Annotated in this window: 18 protein-coding genes and 1 pseudogene; 8 read left to right on the top strand and 11 right to left on the bottom strand. The window is 41.2% G+C overall.

Annotation, left to right across the window (positions count from 1 at the left end):
- Positions 1 to 249: 249 nt before the first annotated feature.
- Positions 250 to 432, top strand: coding sequence for a hypothetical protein (locus B7E06_RS06080; protein WP_082233134.1), 183 nt, complete (start codon positions 250 to 252; stop codon positions 430 to 432).
- Between the two features lie 487 nt (positions 433 to 919).
- On the opposite strand, the gene B7E06_RS06075 is transcribed toward B7E06_RS06080, so the two are convergent.
- Together B7E06_RS06075 and B7E06_RS06070 are read right to left on the bottom strand one after the other, a co-directional pair.
- Positions 920 to 1,786 carry a YitT family protein gene (locus tag B7E06_RS06075; RefSeq protein WP_179133990.1) on the bottom strand — a complete coding sequence of 289 codons (867 nt, stop codon included), beginning with the start codon at positions 1,784 to 1,786 and terminating at the stop codon, positions 920 to 922.
- A gap of 197 nt (positions 1,787 to 1,983) precedes the next feature.
- Positions 1,984 to 2,781, bottom strand: coding sequence for a LysM peptidoglycan-binding domain-containing protein (locus tag B7E06_RS06070; protein WP_082233133.1), 798 nt, complete (start codon positions 2,779 to 2,781; stop codon positions 1,984 to 1,986).
- Positions 2,782 to 3,081: 300 nt separating this feature from the next.
- On the opposite strand from B7E06_RS06070, the gene B7E06_RS06065 reads away from it, so the two are divergent.
- Positions 3,082 to 3,612: a hypothetical protein gene (locus B7E06_RS06065; RefSeq protein ID WP_082233132.1), complete on the top strand. Its 531-nt coding sequence runs from the start codon at positions 3,082 to 3,084 to the stop codon at positions 3,610 to 3,612.
- A 128-nt stretch (positions 3,613 to 3,740) separates the two neighbouring features.
- Positions 3,741 to 4,130 (top strand): RDD family protein, encoded by a 390-nt coding sequence (locus B7E06_RS06060; protein ID WP_082233131.1) that lies wholly within the window; start codon positions 3,741 to 3,743, stop codon positions 4,128 to 4,130.
- A gap of 53 nt (positions 4,131 to 4,183) precedes the next feature.
- Here B7E06_RS06060 and B7E06_RS06055 read toward each other — a convergent pair whose 3' ends face one another.
- The gene (locus tag B7E06_RS06055) at positions 4,184 to 5,653 is read right to left on the bottom strand and encodes a protein adenylyltransferase SelO (protein WP_179133989.1); all 1,470 of its coding nucleotides are present in this window, start codon (positions 5,651 to 5,653) and stop codon (positions 4,184 to 4,186) included.
- A 201-nt stretch (positions 5,654 to 5,854) separates the two neighbouring features.
- Here B7E06_RS06055 and B7E06_RS06050 point away from each other — a divergent pair, with 201 nt between their 5' ends.
- Complete coding sequence (locus B7E06_RS06050; protein ID WP_082233130.1) at positions 5,855 to 6,568, top strand: CPBP family intramembrane glutamic endopeptidase; 714 nt, start codon at positions 5,855 to 5,857, stop codon at positions 6,566 to 6,568.
- Position 6,569: 1 nt separating this feature from the next.
- Here the strand turns inward: B7E06_RS06050 and B7E06_RS06045 are convergent, their stop codons facing one another.
- Positions 6,570 to 7,400, bottom strand: a complete 831-nt coding sequence (locus tag B7E06_RS06045; protein WP_082233129.1) for a metallophosphoesterase — start codon at positions 7,398 to 7,400, stop codon at positions 6,570 to 6,572.
- Positions 7,401 to 8,017: 617 nt separating this feature from the next.
- Here B7E06_RS06045 and B7E06_RS21545 point away from each other — a divergent pair.
- Positions 8,018 to 8,287: pseudogene (locus B7E06_RS21545) on the top strand (RDD family protein); the annotation flags it as partial.
- A 53-nt stretch (positions 8,288 to 8,340) separates the two neighbouring features.
- Here B7E06_RS21545 and B7E06_RS06035 read toward each other — a convergent pair.
- A complete protein-coding gene (locus tag B7E06_RS06035) occupies positions 8,341 to 9,810 on the bottom strand; it encodes a protein adenylyltransferase SelO (protein WP_179133989.1) in 1,470 nt (489 codons plus the stop codon).
- 201 nt (positions 9,811 to 10,011) lie between these two features.
- On the opposite strand from B7E06_RS06035, the gene B7E06_RS06030 reads away from it, so the two are divergent.
- Positions 10,012 to 10,725 carry a CPBP family intramembrane glutamic endopeptidase gene (locus B7E06_RS06030; protein WP_082233130.1) on the top strand — a complete coding sequence of 238 codons (714 nt, stop codon included), beginning with the start codon at positions 10,012 to 10,014 and terminating at the stop codon, positions 10,723 to 10,725.
- 1 nt (position 10,726) lies between these two features.
- Here B7E06_RS06030 and B7E06_RS06025 read toward each other — a convergent pair whose 3' ends face one another.
- The 6 genes from B7E06_RS06025 to B7E06_RS06000 form a co-directional block, all read right to left on the bottom strand.
- Complete coding sequence (locus tag B7E06_RS06025) at positions 10,727 to 11,557, bottom strand: metallophosphoesterase (RefSeq protein ID WP_082233129.1); 831 nt, start codon at positions 11,555 to 11,557, stop codon at positions 10,727 to 10,729.
- A 728-nt stretch (positions 11,558 to 12,285) separates the two neighbouring features.
- Positions 12,286 to 13,140: a cupin domain-containing protein gene (locus tag B7E06_RS06020; RefSeq protein WP_082233128.1), complete on the bottom strand. Its 855-nt coding sequence runs from the start codon at positions 13,138 to 13,140 to the stop codon at positions 12,286 to 12,288.
- 85 nt (positions 13,141 to 13,225) lie between these two features.
- Entirely contained in the window at positions 13,226 to 13,489 is a 264-nt protein-coding gene (locus tag B7E06_RS06015; protein WP_082233127.1) for a hypothetical protein, read from the bottom strand.
- A 10-nt stretch (positions 13,490 to 13,499) separates the two neighbouring features.
- Complete coding sequence (locus B7E06_RS06010) at positions 13,500 to 14,135, bottom strand: MSMEG_1061 family FMN-dependent PPOX-type flavoprotein (protein WP_082235930.1); 636 nt, start codon at positions 14,133 to 14,135, stop codon at positions 13,500 to 13,502.
- A 139-nt stretch (positions 14,136 to 14,274) separates the two neighbouring features.
- Complete coding sequence (locus B7E06_RS06005) at positions 14,275 to 15,048, bottom strand: anti-sigma factor (protein WP_082235929.1); 774 nt, start codon at positions 15,046 to 15,048, stop codon at positions 14,275 to 14,277.
- Entirely contained in the window at positions 15,041 to 15,607 is a 567-nt protein-coding gene (locus tag B7E06_RS06000; RefSeq protein WP_082233126.1) for an RNA polymerase sigma factor, read from the bottom strand. Before B7E06_RS06000 ends, B7E06_RS06005 begins: the two co-directional genes overlap by 8 nt.
- A 231-nt stretch (positions 15,608 to 15,838) precedes the next feature.
- On the opposite strand from B7E06_RS06000, the gene B7E06_RS05995 reads away from it, so the two are divergent.
- Both B7E06_RS05995 and B7E06_RS05990 read left to right on the top strand, forming a co-directional pair.
- Positions 15,839 to 16,402, top strand: a complete 564-nt coding sequence (locus tag B7E06_RS05995; RefSeq protein ID WP_082232476.1) for a helix-turn-helix domain-containing protein — start codon at positions 15,839 to 15,841, stop codon at positions 16,400 to 16,402.
- 17 nt (positions 16,403 to 16,419) lie between these two features.
- The coding region (locus tag B7E06_RS05990) for an IS3 family transposase (RefSeq protein ID WP_179133987.1) at positions 16,420 to 16,894 on the top strand (475 nt) is incomplete at its 3' end.

The following is a 16,894-nucleotide window of genomic DNA, read 5'->3' as shown; positions in this document are numbered from 1 at the left end:
TTGATAGCTCACTCCGATATGCTGTTCTGCCTCTTCCACTACAGGGTGGGAAGGAGTAGTATCTATTAACCAAATGATCAAGATGCCGATAAGTATCATAGATATAAGAACAATTGGATTTTTGAAATAATTAAGCAAATAAATGACTCCTTCATTATGGCTTTCACTTTTTATTCTATCAATTTCCTTGATCATAATGCTATATTTTGGAATCATAGAGAAGATACTTTTCAAATGGAGGATGGGAGAATGAAAACTTACAAAGTGCTTTTTATTATTATTTTTCTTATGCATATGCTGACACTTGTAAATGCAACCGTTTTTAACGGGGAATTAAACGGGATAGTTATGTGGATTTCCACGGTTTTGTTTCTGATTGCTATCATTTATTTTAGTACGGAGCATCGGGCGAATAAACAAGTAACCAGATAAGGTGAGCTTCTTCAGGCCAAGCCTTCCAGGATCTCACCTTTGTTCTGTGCTCTGATAAAGCCTTCTTTGATTCTCAATAATATGAGGATCCTGTTCCGTTTACCTGAATATAGTGAACCGGGCCGGGGGAAACGACTCGCTTTCCATAGGTGAACGGTGAGCTTCCTCGGGCTTTTAGCCCTCCGGGATCTCCCCCTGTTCTATCCTCCCATAGGAGTCTCGCCGTTTCCCCAGGCCCTTTACGTTTTTTGGGGGTAACGGAACATTTAAGAAGAGGGGATCAATCTCATGAGAGAGCTTACGGAGATTACAGCGTTCCGTTTCTCCAATTAAATTTAAAGAGGCTGGGAAATGGCGAGACTCCTGCAGGGAGGTAGAGCCAGGGTGAGAGCCGCGAGTGCAGCGAGCTAGCTCACCGGGTACTCTGATTGGCTATGAAAGACCAACAAAATAAAGGCAGCTTTTAAATAAGCTGCCTTTTTGATTATTAATGTGCGGAACTTTTGTCAAAGTTGCTTCCCGCTACATCCGCAATGTTTCCAATCGCTACGAGAGCCTCCGGATCGATTTCATCCACAATAGACCGGAGGGTAGAGAGCTCAATTCTGGTTACAATAGTATAGATGATCTTTTTAGGTTCATTAGTAAAAACACCCTGTCCCTGTATATAGGTCATTCCACGGCCTAACTGTTTAATAAGAGCATCCGCGATTTCTTCAGGTACATTCGAAATTATCGTCACAGACTTTAACTCTTCCATTCCCTCAACTACAATATCTATCATTTTATAGGCAATATAGTAAGTAATAATAGAATACATAGCTGTTTCCCAGCTGAACACCAGAAATGCCGCAAGAATAAAGATAAAAATATTTATAATCATAATGAACTGACCGACTGATACGATCCTTCTTTTACTGACAAGGATAGCTATAATTTCTGTACCGTCCAATGCTCCGCCTGTACGAATAACAAGTCCTACTCCAGTACCAAGGATCACAGCCCCGATTACCGTAGCTAAGAACAAATCATTAGTTGCCCGCTCAAAGTGATGAAAATAAGCTGCACTTACAGATAAAACAATAACTCCATACAACGTATGTATAGTAAATCTTGAGCCAATTCTTCGATAGCCTATGTAAAGAAAAGGAAGATTTAAAATGATAAGAAAAATACTCATCTGTAAGCCGCTCAATTCTGCTGCAATAATCGAAAGACCGATAACTCCGCCATCTAAAATGTTATTAGGCACGAGAAAGAATTCAAGACCAGCTGCTGCAATGATTGCACCTATTGTTATCATAAGGAGCTGTTTTGTTTCATTTAATGCACGTTTTCTCTTGCTAATTGCCACTTCTACCAAGCCCTTCTATTAGAATCTTGTATTTAGTATAGCAATTCTTACCGTTGGAGACATATAAAAGGACTTTTTTAGGACTCTCAAACCTCATCGAGCTTTCTTTGACTAACTGTTTCTCCTATTAAAAAGAAAAAACGCTTATCACTTGGAAGATAAGCGTCTTGTAGAATGTTCTTTCTAAAAAATAGACACTAAAAGTATACTTTTATTTTCACTAAATCTTGAATACTTCCATCATTAGCGCTTCGGCTATACACCCAAAGTTCCCCTGTACTTGATGTCGGCTGACGATCAAATGGCAGAGTGGTGCTAAAGAACCCATAAGCAGGAGCACCTTCATCTGTCATCGTAAAGCGTTCGTTGGATACAACTACTCCGTTTGAGTCACGCAGCTGGTAACTGACGACCGCTTCAAACACTCTTGCATACCCTTCTAATCTTTGGCCGCTACTAATAGTAGAACCTGGAAGCGGGTTCGAAACAAAAATATTTCGTGAAGTCGGTATTGGAATAATGAGGTGGTAATCTGGCCAAATCACATCTCTTTGAAATCCTGGTCTGTTAGCATTCGCTGCTTCAATAGCGGAAACTGAAACGCCAAACTTCCTAGAAATAGCAATAAGGTAATCCCCACTTTCCACTCGATATGCGAACGCAGGAACAAGCAGACGCTGGTCTACTGAGATTTTATTTGGATCTGCAATTTTGTTGACGCCTGCTACAAGATCCACATACGTGTTAAATCTATTAGAAATTTTCGTAAGAGTATCACCGTTGGCAACTACATAACTCATAATGCGGTTCTGTGCAGAAGTTGGGATAACCAGTACATCTCCCGGGTATATTAATCCTCGGTCTGTTACCGGATCAAACAAATAATTTGCTCTTTCGATCGCAGCAACGGTGCTGCCAAAACGATTGGCAATCGAATAAAGGGTATCCCCTTGTTTCACAGTATAAATATACCCTTTTGTCGTAACTATCGGCATAAATTCACCTCCTTCTCTATTAAACTATGAGAAGAAGGAAGAATTTGAACGGCTATTCCATCATCTTTTATCGAAATAAATTATTTTTTTAAATAATTATACCTTTTTCTAAATAAACGTTATAAAACCGAGAAAGGTGTATAACATATCACGGCTTACGTAGCAATCATATGCATCCAAATTCTGCAAATTCCATCGATATTTGTCTAACGATTTTTACAGGGGATTTAGTTATTTTGTAGAATCTTCTATGTATAAGGGACCGTCGTACAAAAGCCAAAATTAAAGGAAGGTGATGGTATGTCCAACATTAATATCTTTAAGAACTTGCTTTTTAAATGGATGCCATACAGAGAACAGTTTATTTGTGAAAAGAAACTTGCTAAGGTTATTAAACGACTAAAGGTGGAAAACTTCATTTTCAACTGGGACCGCAACAGCTGCTTTATAGAATTCGAGTATAAAGAACAGACTTACAGGCTGGATCACACTGTCGATAAAGCCAAGGAAAAAGGGATAATTTTAAGAAACGGGCTGGACTGTTTAACAGAGCTTACTCAAACCCTTGAAGATTTGTGCCAGATTATTGACAGAGGAACATATAAATTCGAAACCTGGATATATGGTATGAGAAAAACAGGAATGGTAAAAGAAGTGGATGAACCTGAATTTCATGAAGAATTTCACATTAAATATAAATCTTCAGGTAAGCACAGCCGTCCGCGTTATGATGAAGTAGAAGATTATAATCCACTGCTTCGAAATTATGATCGTGAGGACAGGTATTACGATAAGGAAGACAAGCTTCAACGCTCCCATAATGAATATTAAGATGATCTTAAAAGTCTGTAGAGAGGAGATCCCTGCAGACTTTTTTTGTGCCTTCTTTAATGTTTAAATTGAAACCTTTTTCATAATCACACGTATCTTACAGAGAAAATATAAAGGAGGTAATTTCTATTCATTCTCTTACAAAAAAACGTTCCAAAGCTCTACTTATTGATTTTGCTGTCTCTACTGCTGTAACGGCGGGAGTCGAATACATACTTCGAAAAAAGATTAAAAATGAGGCTTTTCATGCGCTGATTACCCCCACCGCCGTAATGTGGGCACTAGAGTATGCTCAGCTTCGAAAAAGAGGTCAGACTATAGGATATAAAGCAATGGGAATCATCCTTGAGAATGAAAAAGGGAAAAAGCCAGACTGCGGACAAATTGTAAAAAGAATGGCTTACCGGGATTCCATCAGCTCTTTTGATTACTTAAAAGACAGAAAATCTTTTGAAGGAGAGAACGGCTCTATCCTTCCTCATGATCGTTATGCAGGAACAGCCGTAAAAGAAAAATAAAATAAAAAGAAACGTCGGCTGGGGCAGCACCATCCTGACGTTTCTTTTTGTTATTAAGTTCCGCAAAATGTTCGATAAGGTCGATCACAGGCAGGAGGCAGTTTCGTAAATTCCTCCTGTTCAGAAGAATAGGCATATGGCTCGGCAAGGACATTCAGCAGGCGTTCCATTACACTGTAGTCGCGATCCCTTACAGCGGCTTCCAGTGCTTCCTCTACCAGATGGTTTCGGGGAATGACAGAAGGATTCACACTCTTCATTTTGGCAAAGGCCTCATTCTTAGACACTTTCTGCCTTTCAAGCCTTGCCTGCCACTGTTTATACCAGTTGGTAAAGTCGGGAGTATCTTTCATTGGTGTAATTTCCGGCTTATCCATTGTTAAGGCACGGAATGTGTTGGTAAAGTCGGCTTGATGCTTTTTCATTATGCCTAAAAGATCTTCAATGAGCGGTTCATCCTGTGCAGCTCCTTCTAAAAACCCGAGCTTTTCCCTCATTCCGTCCAGCCAATGCTTGTGATACAGCTCTTCGAATTTAGAATGTACACTTTGAGCAAGTTCTACTGCTTTATCCTGTTCTTTCGCAAACAATGGGAGAAGGGCCTCTCCAAAACGAGCGAGATTCCACTGTCCGATCGGCGGCTGATTTTGATAGGCATAGCGGCCTTGAACATCAATGGAACTAAATACAGTAGCCGGATCGTATTCATTCATAAAAGCACACGGCCCATAATCAATGGTTTCTCCACTTATTGTCATATTATCCGTATTCATAACACCATGGATAAAACCGACAAGCTGCCATCTTGCAATCAGGGCGGCTTGATTTTCCACTACTTTTTCAAATAGCTTTACATACCGATCTTCCTGAGCTTCAACCTCAGGGTAGTGACGTTTAATCGCATAATCAGCAATCGTCCTCAAGCCTTCTTTCCCGCCCCACTGAGCGGCGTACTCAAACGTGCCGATTCGTAAATGACTGGAAGCTGTCCTCGTTAAAATAGCGCCAGGGAGCTCATTTTCCCTAAAAACGGGCTCTCCGGTAGTCACTACCGCGAGACTCCTATTCGTAGGAATACCGAGAGCATACATAGCTTCACTTATAATATGCTCGCGCAGCATCGGACCAAGTGTGGCACGGCCATCGCCCCCACGAGAAAATGGAGTACGACCGGAACCTTTCAGCTGAATATCGTATCTTTTACCCGAAACTGTCAGCTGCTCGCCTAATAGTACTGCCCTTCCGTCCCCAAGCATCGTGAAATGCCCAAATTGGTGGCCGGCGTAAGCTTGTGCTATAGGCATAGCACCTTCGGGAAGTGTATTGCCAGAAAAAATTTCTGCACCTTCCTGACTATTTAATTTATCTGAATTAAGTCCTAATGATTCCGCTAAAGCTTTATTAAAAACTGCAAATTCAGGATTACTGACAGGATCTGGCTGTACTTTCTCAAAAAATGGGTCCGGCAGACGCGCATAGCTGTTATTGAGATTCCAACCTGCATTAATAATGTTTTGTGTCATTTTATCCCCTTCGTTTCGTTTGGCATACCTTCATCTAAACATAGTCTTTGCTAAAAATAAAAAATCATAGGCTGCCTATGATTTTCTTTTACATTTTTTATACCCGGTTGAATAGAACCTATAACTTTTTTCAAAAAAGCTTGTAAGTGACGTTACGTCAGCCGATATAGTAAAGGTATTGAAAAGGAGGTGTTTAGAAATATGGATCAGAAAGCTTTCTTTAATGAAAAAGACCCGTGGACATGGAAAACTTTTACCAGTCTGTTACTAGTCGAATTTATTTTTGTTATCTTGTTCGTTAAACATGGAGTTCAGCCCTTTTTTGAGCAATGGTTCGATCACTCTCTTTATGCTGGGGCACTCACAGGAGTAGTGATCGCGCTCGTCCTGACCTCAGGCGTTTATTTAATTGCTCTAAGACCTAAAAAGTTAACCTGGAATAAAATAGGGCTCCGCACTTTCCCTCCTAAAGATTGGTTCTGGATTATTTTATGGATCTCCCTTTTGATGGCGGGCGGTTTTGCTCTAATAGCAATAGCAGACTCTTTAGGACTTTCTCCCGAAAATAGTAAAACGGACAGCCTTCAGAAAAATGTTACCCCGATCACCATAGGAATTAGCCTTATCAGTGCTGCCGTTATTTCACCCGTTTATGAAGAAATTTTTTACCGCGGCTTTCTTTACCGCTGGCTTAGAACGCGCACCGGTGTAAGCATGGGAATATTAATAAGCTCTTTAATATTTACAGCTGCCCACTATCCGACCACAAATACGATGCCGATTAATTTTATGGACGGGATTGTATTTGCCTGGGCATATGAGAAAACTCATTCTATCTGGCCAGGTATTATTGTACATGGCTTTGTAAATGGAAGTTCAATATTATTACTCCTCCTGCAGCCTGCACTGTTATAGACTACTGTTGTCTATTATCAGGGTTAACGAGCTGAATGAAACTGACTTGACTTTGATTGAAAAATCGAACAGGAATGTGGACGGTCCCTAGTCCGCTGTCGATATGAAGCTTTTGACCTTCGCTAATAGAAAATATACCTTTATCGTACTTCGGGAAAAAACCTTGGCCAGGAGCGGTTAACGCACCGATGAAAGGAAGTCTTATCTGTCCTCCGTGTGTATGACCGCTTAATATCAAGTCTGCAGGAAGATCATTATATATCAAGGCCACATCAGGAGCATGAGAAAGCAACAAGGTATAACGATCCTTAGTCAAGCCGTTAAATGCTTTCTCTATATTCTCATTCTCTGTGGAAACATCGTCTACTCCGACGATGTTTAAAACAGTGTTTGCTTTAGTAAAATTCATATTTTCATTATTTAAAATGACTACATTTCTTGCTTTAAGCCCATTTAAAAATACATCCTTCACAGGGTTTTCCCATTCATGATTTCCAGTAACAAAATAAACGGCATGTTTGTCCGTTATTTGTTCAATAAAAGAAAAAACTTTATGGAAATACTTTGTCTGCCGGTTGATAAGATCGCCGGTTATTACGATAATATCAGGATTAAGTTCATTAACTTTAGCTATCAGCTGTTTATTTCCCTTTCCGAATTCTTTATTGTGAAGGTCGCTGATCTGCATAATATTAAGGTTTGCAGCTTTTGGCAGTTTACTGCTTTGCAACTGCAATCGGTTTATTTTTATAATCTTCGTATCAAAAATAGATTTAATAAAGGAAGCTACCGCTACTGCTATCCCCGTGAAAACTACTAGCCGCTTTTTCATGACATTTCCTCCAAGATTTTGTCTTCTAATACCCTCAATTATACCCTTTACTGTAAAAAAATATCTTCTTTTCTTTCCTTTTAGAAAGTCGGAGCCGTTTGTTGGAATAAAGAAAACTGAGCCAGGGGAAACGACTTGCTTTCCATGGGCGAACGGTGAGCTTCCAAGCAGACCTCTTTGATTCTAACAAAACGGGAAGAGAGTTCCGTTTGCCTGAATATGGAGAACCGGGCCTGGGGAAAGACTCGCTTTCCATGGGCGAACGGTGAGCTTCCTCGGGCTTTTAGCCCTCCGGGATCTCACCCTGTTCTATCCTCCCATAGGAGTCTCGCCGTTTCCTACGGCCCTTTATCACTCTTTAGAGTAACGGAACATTAACGTAATAGGCTAAAGGTAGAGGATTCTCCTCCAAACATAGTATTCTGTTTATACCATCAGCGGTAAAGAGGTTGGGAAATGGTGAGACTCCTGCAGGGAGATAGAGCCCAGGGTGAGATCCGCGAGTGCAGCGAGCTAGCTCACCGGCTCCCCGCGGAAAGCGAGCTATTTCCCAGCCGCTTTTCTCTTTCTACAGTAAACGGAACAGTCTTTCCCCATTCTAAAAAAAGGTAAGGTTCGCGCTAGTNCCCCCCACCGCCGTAATGTGGGCACTAGAGTATGCTCAGCTTCGAAAAAGAGGTCAGACTATAGGATATAAAGCAATGGGAATCATCCTTGAGAATGAAAAAGGGAAAAAGCCAGACTGCGGACAAATTGTAAAAAGAATGGCTTACCGGGATTCCATCAGCTCTTTTGATTACTTAAAAGACAGAAAATCTTTTGAAGGAGAGAACGGCTCTATCCTTCCTCATGATCGTTATGCAGGAACAGCCGTAAAAGAAAAATAAAATAAAAAGAAACGTCGGCTGGGGCAGCACCATCCTGACGTTTCTTTTTGTTATTAAGTTCCGCAAAATGTTCGATAAGGTCGATCACAGGCAGGAGGCAGTTTCGTAAATTCCTCCTGTTCAGAAGAATAGGCATATGGCTCGGCAAGGACATTCAGCAGGCGTTCCATTACACTGTAGTCGCGATCCCTTACAGCGGCTTCCAGTGCTTCCTCTACCAGATGGTTTCGGGGAATGACAGAAGGATTCACACTCTTCATTTTGGCAAAGGCCTCATTCTTAGACACTTTCTGCCTTTCAAGCCTTGCCTGCCACTGTTTATACCAGTTGGTAAAGTCGGGAGTATCTTTCATTGGTGTAATTTCCGGCTTATCCATTGTTAAGGCACGGAATGTGTTGGTAAAGTCGGCTTGATGCTTTTTCATTATGCCTAAAAGATCTTCAATGAGCGGTTCATCCTGTGCAGCTCCTTCTAAAAACCCGAGCTTTTCCCTCATTCCGTCCAGCCAATGCTTGTGATACAGCTCTTCGAATTTAGAATGTACACTTTGAGCAAGTTCTACTGCTTTATCCTGTTCTTTCGCAAACAATGGGAGAAGGGCCTCTCCAAAACGAGCGAGATTCCACTGTCCGATCGGCGGCTGATTTTGATAGGCATAGCGGCCTTGAACATCAATGGAACTAAATACAGTAGCCGGATCGTATTCATTCATAAAAGCACACGGCCCATAATCAATGGTTTCTCCACTTATTGTCATATTATCCGTATTCATAACACCATGGATAAAACCGACAAGCTGCCATCTTGCAATCAGGGCGGCTTGATTTTCCACTACTTTTTCAAATAGCTTTACATACCGATCTTCCTGAGCTTCAACCTCAGGGTAGTGACGTTTAATCGCATAATCAGCAATCGTCCTCAAGCCTTCTTTCCCGCCCCACTGAGCGGCGTACTCAAACGTGCCGATTCGTAAATGACTGGAAGCTGTCCTCGTTAAAATAGCGCCAGGGAGCTCATTTTCCCTAAAAACGGGCTCTCCGGTAGTCACTACCGCGAGACTCCTATTCGTAGGAATACCGAGAGCATACATAGCTTCACTTATAATATGCTCGCGCAGCATCGGACCAAGTGTGGCACGGCCATCGCCCCCACGAGAAAATGGAGTACGACCGGAACCTTTCAGCTGAATATCGTATCTTTTACCCGAAACTGTCAGCTGCTCGCCTAATAGTACTGCCCTTCCGTCCCCAAGCATCGTGAAATGCCCAAATTGGTGGCCGGCGTAAGCTTGTGCTATAGGCATAGCACCTTCGGGAAGTGTATTGCCAGAAAAAATTTCTGCACCTTCCTGACTATTTAATTTATCTGAATTAAGTCCTAATGATTCCGCTAAAGCTTTATTAAAAACTGCAAATTCAGGATTACTGACAGGATCTGGCTGTACTTTCTCAAAAAATGGGTCCGGCAGACGCGCATAGCTGTTATTGAGATTCCAACCTGCATTAATAATGTTTTGTGTCATTTTATCCCCTTCGTTTCGTTTGGCATACCTTCATCTAAACATAGTCTTTGCTAAAAATAAAAAATCATAGGCTGCCTATGATTTTCTTTTACATTTTTTATACCCGGTTGAATAGAACCTATAACTTTTTTCAAAAAAGCTTGTAAGTGACGTTACGTCAGCCGATATAGTAAAGGTATTGAAAAGGAGGTGTTTAGAAATATGGATCAGAAAGCTTTCTTTAATGAAAAAGACCCGTGGACATGGAAAACTTTTACCAGTCTGTTACTAGTCGAATTTATTTTTGTTATCTTGTTCGTTAAACATGGAGTTCAGCCCTTTTTTGAGCAATGGTTCGATCACTCTCTTTATGCTGGGGCACTCACAGGAGTAGTGATCGCGCTCGTCCTGACCTCAGGCGTTTATTTAATTGCTCTAAGACCTAAAAAGTTAACCTGGAATAAAATAGGGCTCCGCACTTTCCCTCCTAAAGATTGGTTCTGGATTATTTTATGGATCTCCCTTTTGATGGCGGGCGGTTTTGCTCTAATAGCAATAGCAGACTCTTTAGGACTTTCTCCCGAAAATAGTAAAACGGACAGCCTTCAGAAAAATGTTACCCCGATCACCATAGGAATTAGCCTTATCAGTGCTGCCGTTATTTCACCCGTTTATGAAGAAATTTTTTACCGCGGCTTTCTTTACCGCTGGCTTAGAACGCGCACCGGTGTAAGCATGGGAATATTAATAAGCTCTTTAATATTTACAGCTGCCCACTATCCGACCACAAATACGATGCCGATTAATTTTATGGACGGGATTGTATTTGCCTGGGCATATGAGAAAACTCATTCTATCTGGCCAGGTATTATTGTACATGGCTTTGTAAATGGAAGTTCAATATTATTACTCCTCCTGCAGCCTGCACTGTTATAGACTACTGTTGTCTATTATCAGGGTTAACGAGCTGAATGAAACTGACTTGACTTTGATTGAAAAATCGAACAGGAATGTGGACGGTCCCTAGTCCGCTGTCGATATGAAGCTTTTGACCTTCGCTAATAGAAAATATACCTTTATCGTACTTCGGGAAAAAACCTTGGCCAGGAGCGGTTAACGCACCGATGAAAGGAAGTCTTATCTGTCCTCCGTGTGTATGACCGCTTAATATCAAGTCTGCAGGAAGATCATTATATATCAAGGCCACATCAGGAGCATGAGAAAGCAACAAGGTATAACGATCCTTAGTCAAGCCGTTAAATGCTTTCTCTATATTCTCATTCTCTGTGGAAACATCGTCTACTCCGACGATGTTTAAAACAGTGTTTGCTTTAGTAAAATTCATATTTTCATTATTTAAAATGACTACATTTCTTGCTTTAAGCCCATTTAAAAATACATCCTTCACAGGGTTTTCCCATTCATGATTTCCAGTAACAAAATAAACGGCATGTTTGTCCGTTATTTGTTCAATAAAAGAAAAAACTTTATGGAAATACTTTGTCTGCCGGTTGATAAGATCGCCGGTTATTACGATAATATCAGGATTAAGTTCATTAACTTTAGCTATCAGCTGTTTATTTCCCTTTCCGAATTCTTTATTGTGAAGGTCGCTGATCTGCATAATATTAAGGTTTGCAGCTTTTGGCAGTTTACTGCTTTGCAACTGCAATCGGTTTATTTTTATAATCTTCGTATCAAAAATAGATTTAATAAAGGAAGCTACCGCTACTGCTATCCCCGTGAAAACTACTAGCCGCTTTTTCATGACATTTCCTCCAAGATTTTGTCTTCTAATACCCTCAATTATACCCTTTACTGTAAAAAAATATCTTCTTTTCTTTCCTTTTAGAAAGTCGGAGCCGTTTGTTGGAATAAAGAAAACTGAGCCAGGGGAAACGACTTGCTTTCCATGGGCGAACGGTGAGCTTCCAAGCAGACCTCTTTGATTCTAACAAAACGGGAAGAGAGTTCCGTTTGCCTGAATATGGAGAACCGGGCCTGGGGAAAGACTCGCTTTCCATGGGCGAACGGTGAGCTTCCTCGGGCTTTTAGCCCTCCGGGATCTCACCCTGTTCTATCCTCCCATAGGAGTCTCGCCGTTTCCTACGGCCCTTTATCACTCTTTAGAGTAACGGAACATTAACGTAATAGGCTAAAGGTAGAGGATTCTCCTCCAAACATAGTATTCTGTTTATACCATCAGCGGTAAAGAGGTTGGGAAATGGTGAGACTCCTGCAGGGAGATAGAGCCCAGGGTGAGATCCGCGAGTGCAGCGAGCTAGCTCACCGGCTCCCCGCGGAAAGCGAGCTATTTCCCAGCCGCTTTTCTCTTTCTACAGTAAACGGAACAGTCTTTCCCCATTCTAAAAAAAGGTAAGGTTCGCGCTAGTAACCTAAGCTAGTTAAACGGCTCTCTTTAGAAAGCGAGTCATTTTCAACAAAAGTTTTCCTAATAGCAAAGGCTACCCTTCTTGAAGGATAGCCTCTTCCTTTTTATTCCTTTTCCATTGCATCTGCTTTCGTTTCATGAACAGTACCAAAAGGGTGCTCTGGCGGTGCATAAATTGTATAAATCTTCAGCGGCTTATCACCTGTATTGATTAAATTATGCCATGTTCCTGCCGGCACCATGATAGCATAATCATCATATACTTCTTCTTCAAAATCCAGCTGCTCCCGACTCGCCCCCATTCGCACAAGACCTTCTCCTTCTTCAATGCGCAGAAACTGGTCAACCTCAGGGTGAACTTCTAATCCAATGTCATCTCCGACGTCTATAGTCATTAAGGTAACCTGCAGGTGATCTCCTGTCCATATGGCGGTGCGAAAAGTATTATTTTGCTTAGTCGCTTCTTCAATATTTATAACAAACGGCTGCTTTCCAAAGTCCTCAAGCTCTACACGTTCATCTTTAGATGATAAGGAAGTAATGCGTTCCACTAGATCGACTTCATCGTTACAAGCTCTCATGAACACTTCCCGAATCGGTAGATGCTGTGTGAGTAAGTAATGGTCCCGGTATTCTTCATACTTCGTTAAACCCGTTTCATAGGCCTTTTCCAATCCCTCATCGTAAGTATTGAAGGTGAGGGGGTGAAGATCATATTGCGGTATTTCCCCAGTGAGCATTACATACGTATCCGTAAACATTTTCAAATGGCCTTCTTCTTCTTCCAGCGTTCGAAGAATCTCACTTTTGTGTTTTTGATTCGGAGCGAAGGCTGCTAAGCGACTGTAAAAATCAGCGGCTTCGGCTTTTCCTTTGATCCCAGAAAGCACAGCATCAAGAAGCTGCTCCTGATTTGGACCGCCATAAGCATAGGAATCCATATTAGAGGAGTAGTACATGCGGGTCATTCCCTTCACGAATTATAAAATCATCTTATGCATTTCAATTTGTGAAGGTACATTCCAACTGGATCATTTAAACAGATCAAGCTTCACTCTCTCGTTTTGGTAAAAACTTTGTAAAATAAGCTGCTAACAACAGCAAAATCATTGTTATCATCCAGCTTATCAGGCCGAGAAAACCTGAATAATAGGCTATGATCTGAACAATAGCTATGAGCGAGAAGCAAATTGAAGTAAGAAGGCTTCTCCATCCTGTAATCCCCAGCTTTTTTCTCTTTTTAAAGGTGATAATATTCGAGATGATAAGTCCTGCGATAATTACTACGGTTAAAACATTTTCAACCATATGTTCCTCCTTAATAAAGTCTTCTCACATACCCTTCTTCGAGCCTTTTTTCTATATCTGATGAATTTTCCTTTAATTGAGCATGAGCCGCCATTATCTTCCCACTTGAAGGCAAGTCTTTTTTCAGCGGCCACGTTTCTGAATTCCATAATTTAGATATTTTAAAGGCTTTTCCACAATGGATAAAACATTCCTCAACTAAGACACCAATCCCTAATAACGGATTTTTCCCTTCAACTGTCATGTTATTTAAAAGTTCATGATCTTTCGTTATGTATGCTTTTCCATTTACACGTAATGTATCACTGAGCCCGGGGATGAAAAATGACATGCCTATGCTGGGCTGACTCATAATATTAAGAAGAGAATCCGCTCTCTTATTCCCTCTTCTTTCCGGAATCACCAGTCGGTTTTTATCCACTATATAAGTAAAACCTGCTCTGTCTCCCCTAGGCGAAGCGTCGCATGTGCCATTCTTATTAAAGGTGGAAAGTACAACAAAAGGGGATTGATTAATAAATTGCACGCAATGTTCATCAAGATAAGGAATTACCTTTTCTTGGGCAAGCTCACCTGGTTCCCCCAATATGGAACGAAGCTCGCTTTCTGTTTTTACCACCTTGTTGAAAGGGGGGTGTAAATTGATAAAGATCACTCCTCATCTTGAAGGATTTCATTTTAATATGGAAAATTATCACTCTTATCTTAGCATAAAAAAACAGGGATCTTAACAAGAGATCCCTGTATCGCAGGAGCTTTCGAGCAAATTTAGATAACTTATTTTTTTATAACTGAGCTTGCAGGACGATATCTCCTTGTGGAAGCGGATTGTTAGGCTCTTGTTCAACCGTAACTGCGATGGAATCCCATGATTTAAGGTTCTCATCATCAAAATGGAAGGTTACGGCCCCATTTCCTTCTTCGTTCGTTGTAAATGCGCCGGCAGGTTCCGGATTTTCACCTTCGATAAGCCACACTTGATAAACGGTTCCTTCTTCAAGCTTTGTCATTTCATTCACCTGGACCAGCAGTTCCGCTCCATCTTCCTGATCAACCATCGTAGCGATTCCCTGACCTGCTTCCCCTGTCGATGCAAGCTGGGTCTGCATCAGTGGTGATACGGTTCCTCTCCCCTGTTCTTCCAGTTGTGTAATCACCGTCTGCAGATCAGAAAGGGTGGATTCCAGTTGATCATTCTGGGAAGATAGCTGTTGAAGCTGAAGTCCTGTAAAAATATTCCCGCCAATTGAAAGCAAAAGCCCTGCAGCAAGAGCGCCGGCCCACAATTTCCATTTCGCTGGCTTTGAAGGGATTACATGGTGTTCAGTTCCTTCCGTCTCTTCTTCAAACACTCCACCAAGTACACGGGACTTCATACCAGACGGGACTTCCGTTTCTTCAATATGATAAGGAACTTCTCCCATAATCTCTTCAAGTTCCTTTACTTCCTCCTGACATTCGGGACACTCCCGCAGATGATTTTCATATTCTTCTTTTTCTTGATCAGTAAGTTTATTATTTAAATAATCAAGTACTTTATCACATTGCTGTTTACTCATGGGAAGTCCCCCCTTTCTCTTCTAGATGCTCACGAAGCTTCTTTAATGCTAAACGTACCCGTCCTTTTACTGTTCCAAGAGGAATATTACATTTCTCTGCAATTTCTCTTTGGGATAAACCTTGGAAATAAAAGAGACAGATCATTCGCTGCTGTTCATCGGGAAGTGTATCAATGGCTTTACGCAGCTGATCTCGTTCTTCTTTATCTTGAATCTCTTCCTCGACTCCTGGCATTTTTTCGTTTAAGGAGTCCCGGTTGTCCCATTCCACTTCCTGTACTTTCTTTTTCCGTATCACATCAATCGAAGCATTTCTGGTAATCGTTAACAGCCAGCTTGAGAATTTCCCTCTCTCGCTGACATAGCGGCCGGCTCCCTTTCCTTTCCACAGTTTCACAAAAACATCCTGCATTACTTCTTCTGCTCCCTGCTGGTCTTTGAGAAGTCGATAAGCGAAAGAATATAATAATTTTTCATAGCGTTCATATAATAGTTCCAGTGCTGCTTTATCTTTGTCACCTATTCGTTCGTATAATTCCAGGTCGGTTGGTCTATTCATTCAGAATTCCCCTTTATACAGGCCTATAGTATTCCTTAGTATAACTTACATACAGTAAATCTTTCACGTTTTATAAAGGTTACGAAAGGGAATAATCTTTGGATGTGTCCATTCTTTTAAATAGGAAAAAAGGATTATACTCCCCAAAAAGAAAAGCGGAAGGCCATCACATGGTCTTGGTAGTGCACCCCGGAAGTTAGAGTGAAAAATCTAACTTCCGGGGTGTTTTCTATGGCAAAGTATAGTAAGGAATTTAAATTGAAGGTGGTAAGGGAATATCTTCAAGGACATAAAGGATACGTTTTATTAGCTAAAAAGTACTCCATTCCTAGTGATGCTCAAATCTTACGTTGGGTTCGTGCTTATCAAGCATTTGGAGAAGAAGGGTTAAAAAGGAAGCATTCCAAACAAGTCCACCCTGTCCAATTCAAGATGGATGTATTAAACTTTAGGAAACAGACAGGAGCTTCTCTTCAGGAGACTGCGATTGCCTTCCAACTGAACAACCCTGCTTTAATTGCGAGCTGGGCCAACATATTTCAGAAGGAAGGGAGCGAGGGCCTCCAGGAAAAAGCGAAAGGACGGCCTTCTATGTCAAATAAACCTAAGAAAAAGTTACCCAAAACAGAAAAAGCACCAACTCGGGAAGAACAATTGGAACGTGAAAATGAACTCCTACGTTTAGAGAATTCTTATCTAAAAAAGTTAAAAGCTTTTCAGGAGAATCCGGATGCCTATCTCGAAAAGCACAAGCAGCGCTGGTATTCGAACTCAAACAAGAAGGATTCAAAGTAAAAGACGCTTTACGAAGAGTGGACATTCCTGAAGCCACTTATCATTACCAGAAGAAGCAGTTACAGAAGGAAGATCCGAATAAAGAGTGGAAAGAAATAATTACGAAACTCTTTCATAAGCACAACGGGACATATGGCTATCGCCGCATTGCTTTCGAGCTTAGAAATCAGGGGTATAGGATCAACCATAAAAAAGTTCATCGGATCATGGGTGAGCTCGGATTGAAGTGTGAGAAATTCACTAGAAAATCCCGGTATAAATCGTACAAAGGTACAGTTGGGAAAGTGGCTCATAATCGATTAAAACGCAGGTTCCACACGCCAATACGGCTCCAAAAATTAGTCACAGATGTGACGGAATTCAAATGTGCAGGAAATGAGAAGCTTTATTTAAGCCCGATTATGGACTTATTTAATGGGGAAATTGTCTCTTTTGGAATTTCTAAACGACCAACCCTGGACCTTGTTTTAAAGCCGTTGAATGAAGCAGTGT

Origin of the sequence: Halobacillus massiliensis (genome assembly GCF_900166625.1) — a bacterium.
GTDB classification, from domain to species: Bacteria; Bacillota; Bacilli; order Bacillales; family Halobacillaceae; genus Halobacillus_A; species Halobacillus_A massiliensis.
Note: the sequence above shows the minus strand (reverse complement) of the source record. Positions and strands in the feature narration are given on the sequence as shown.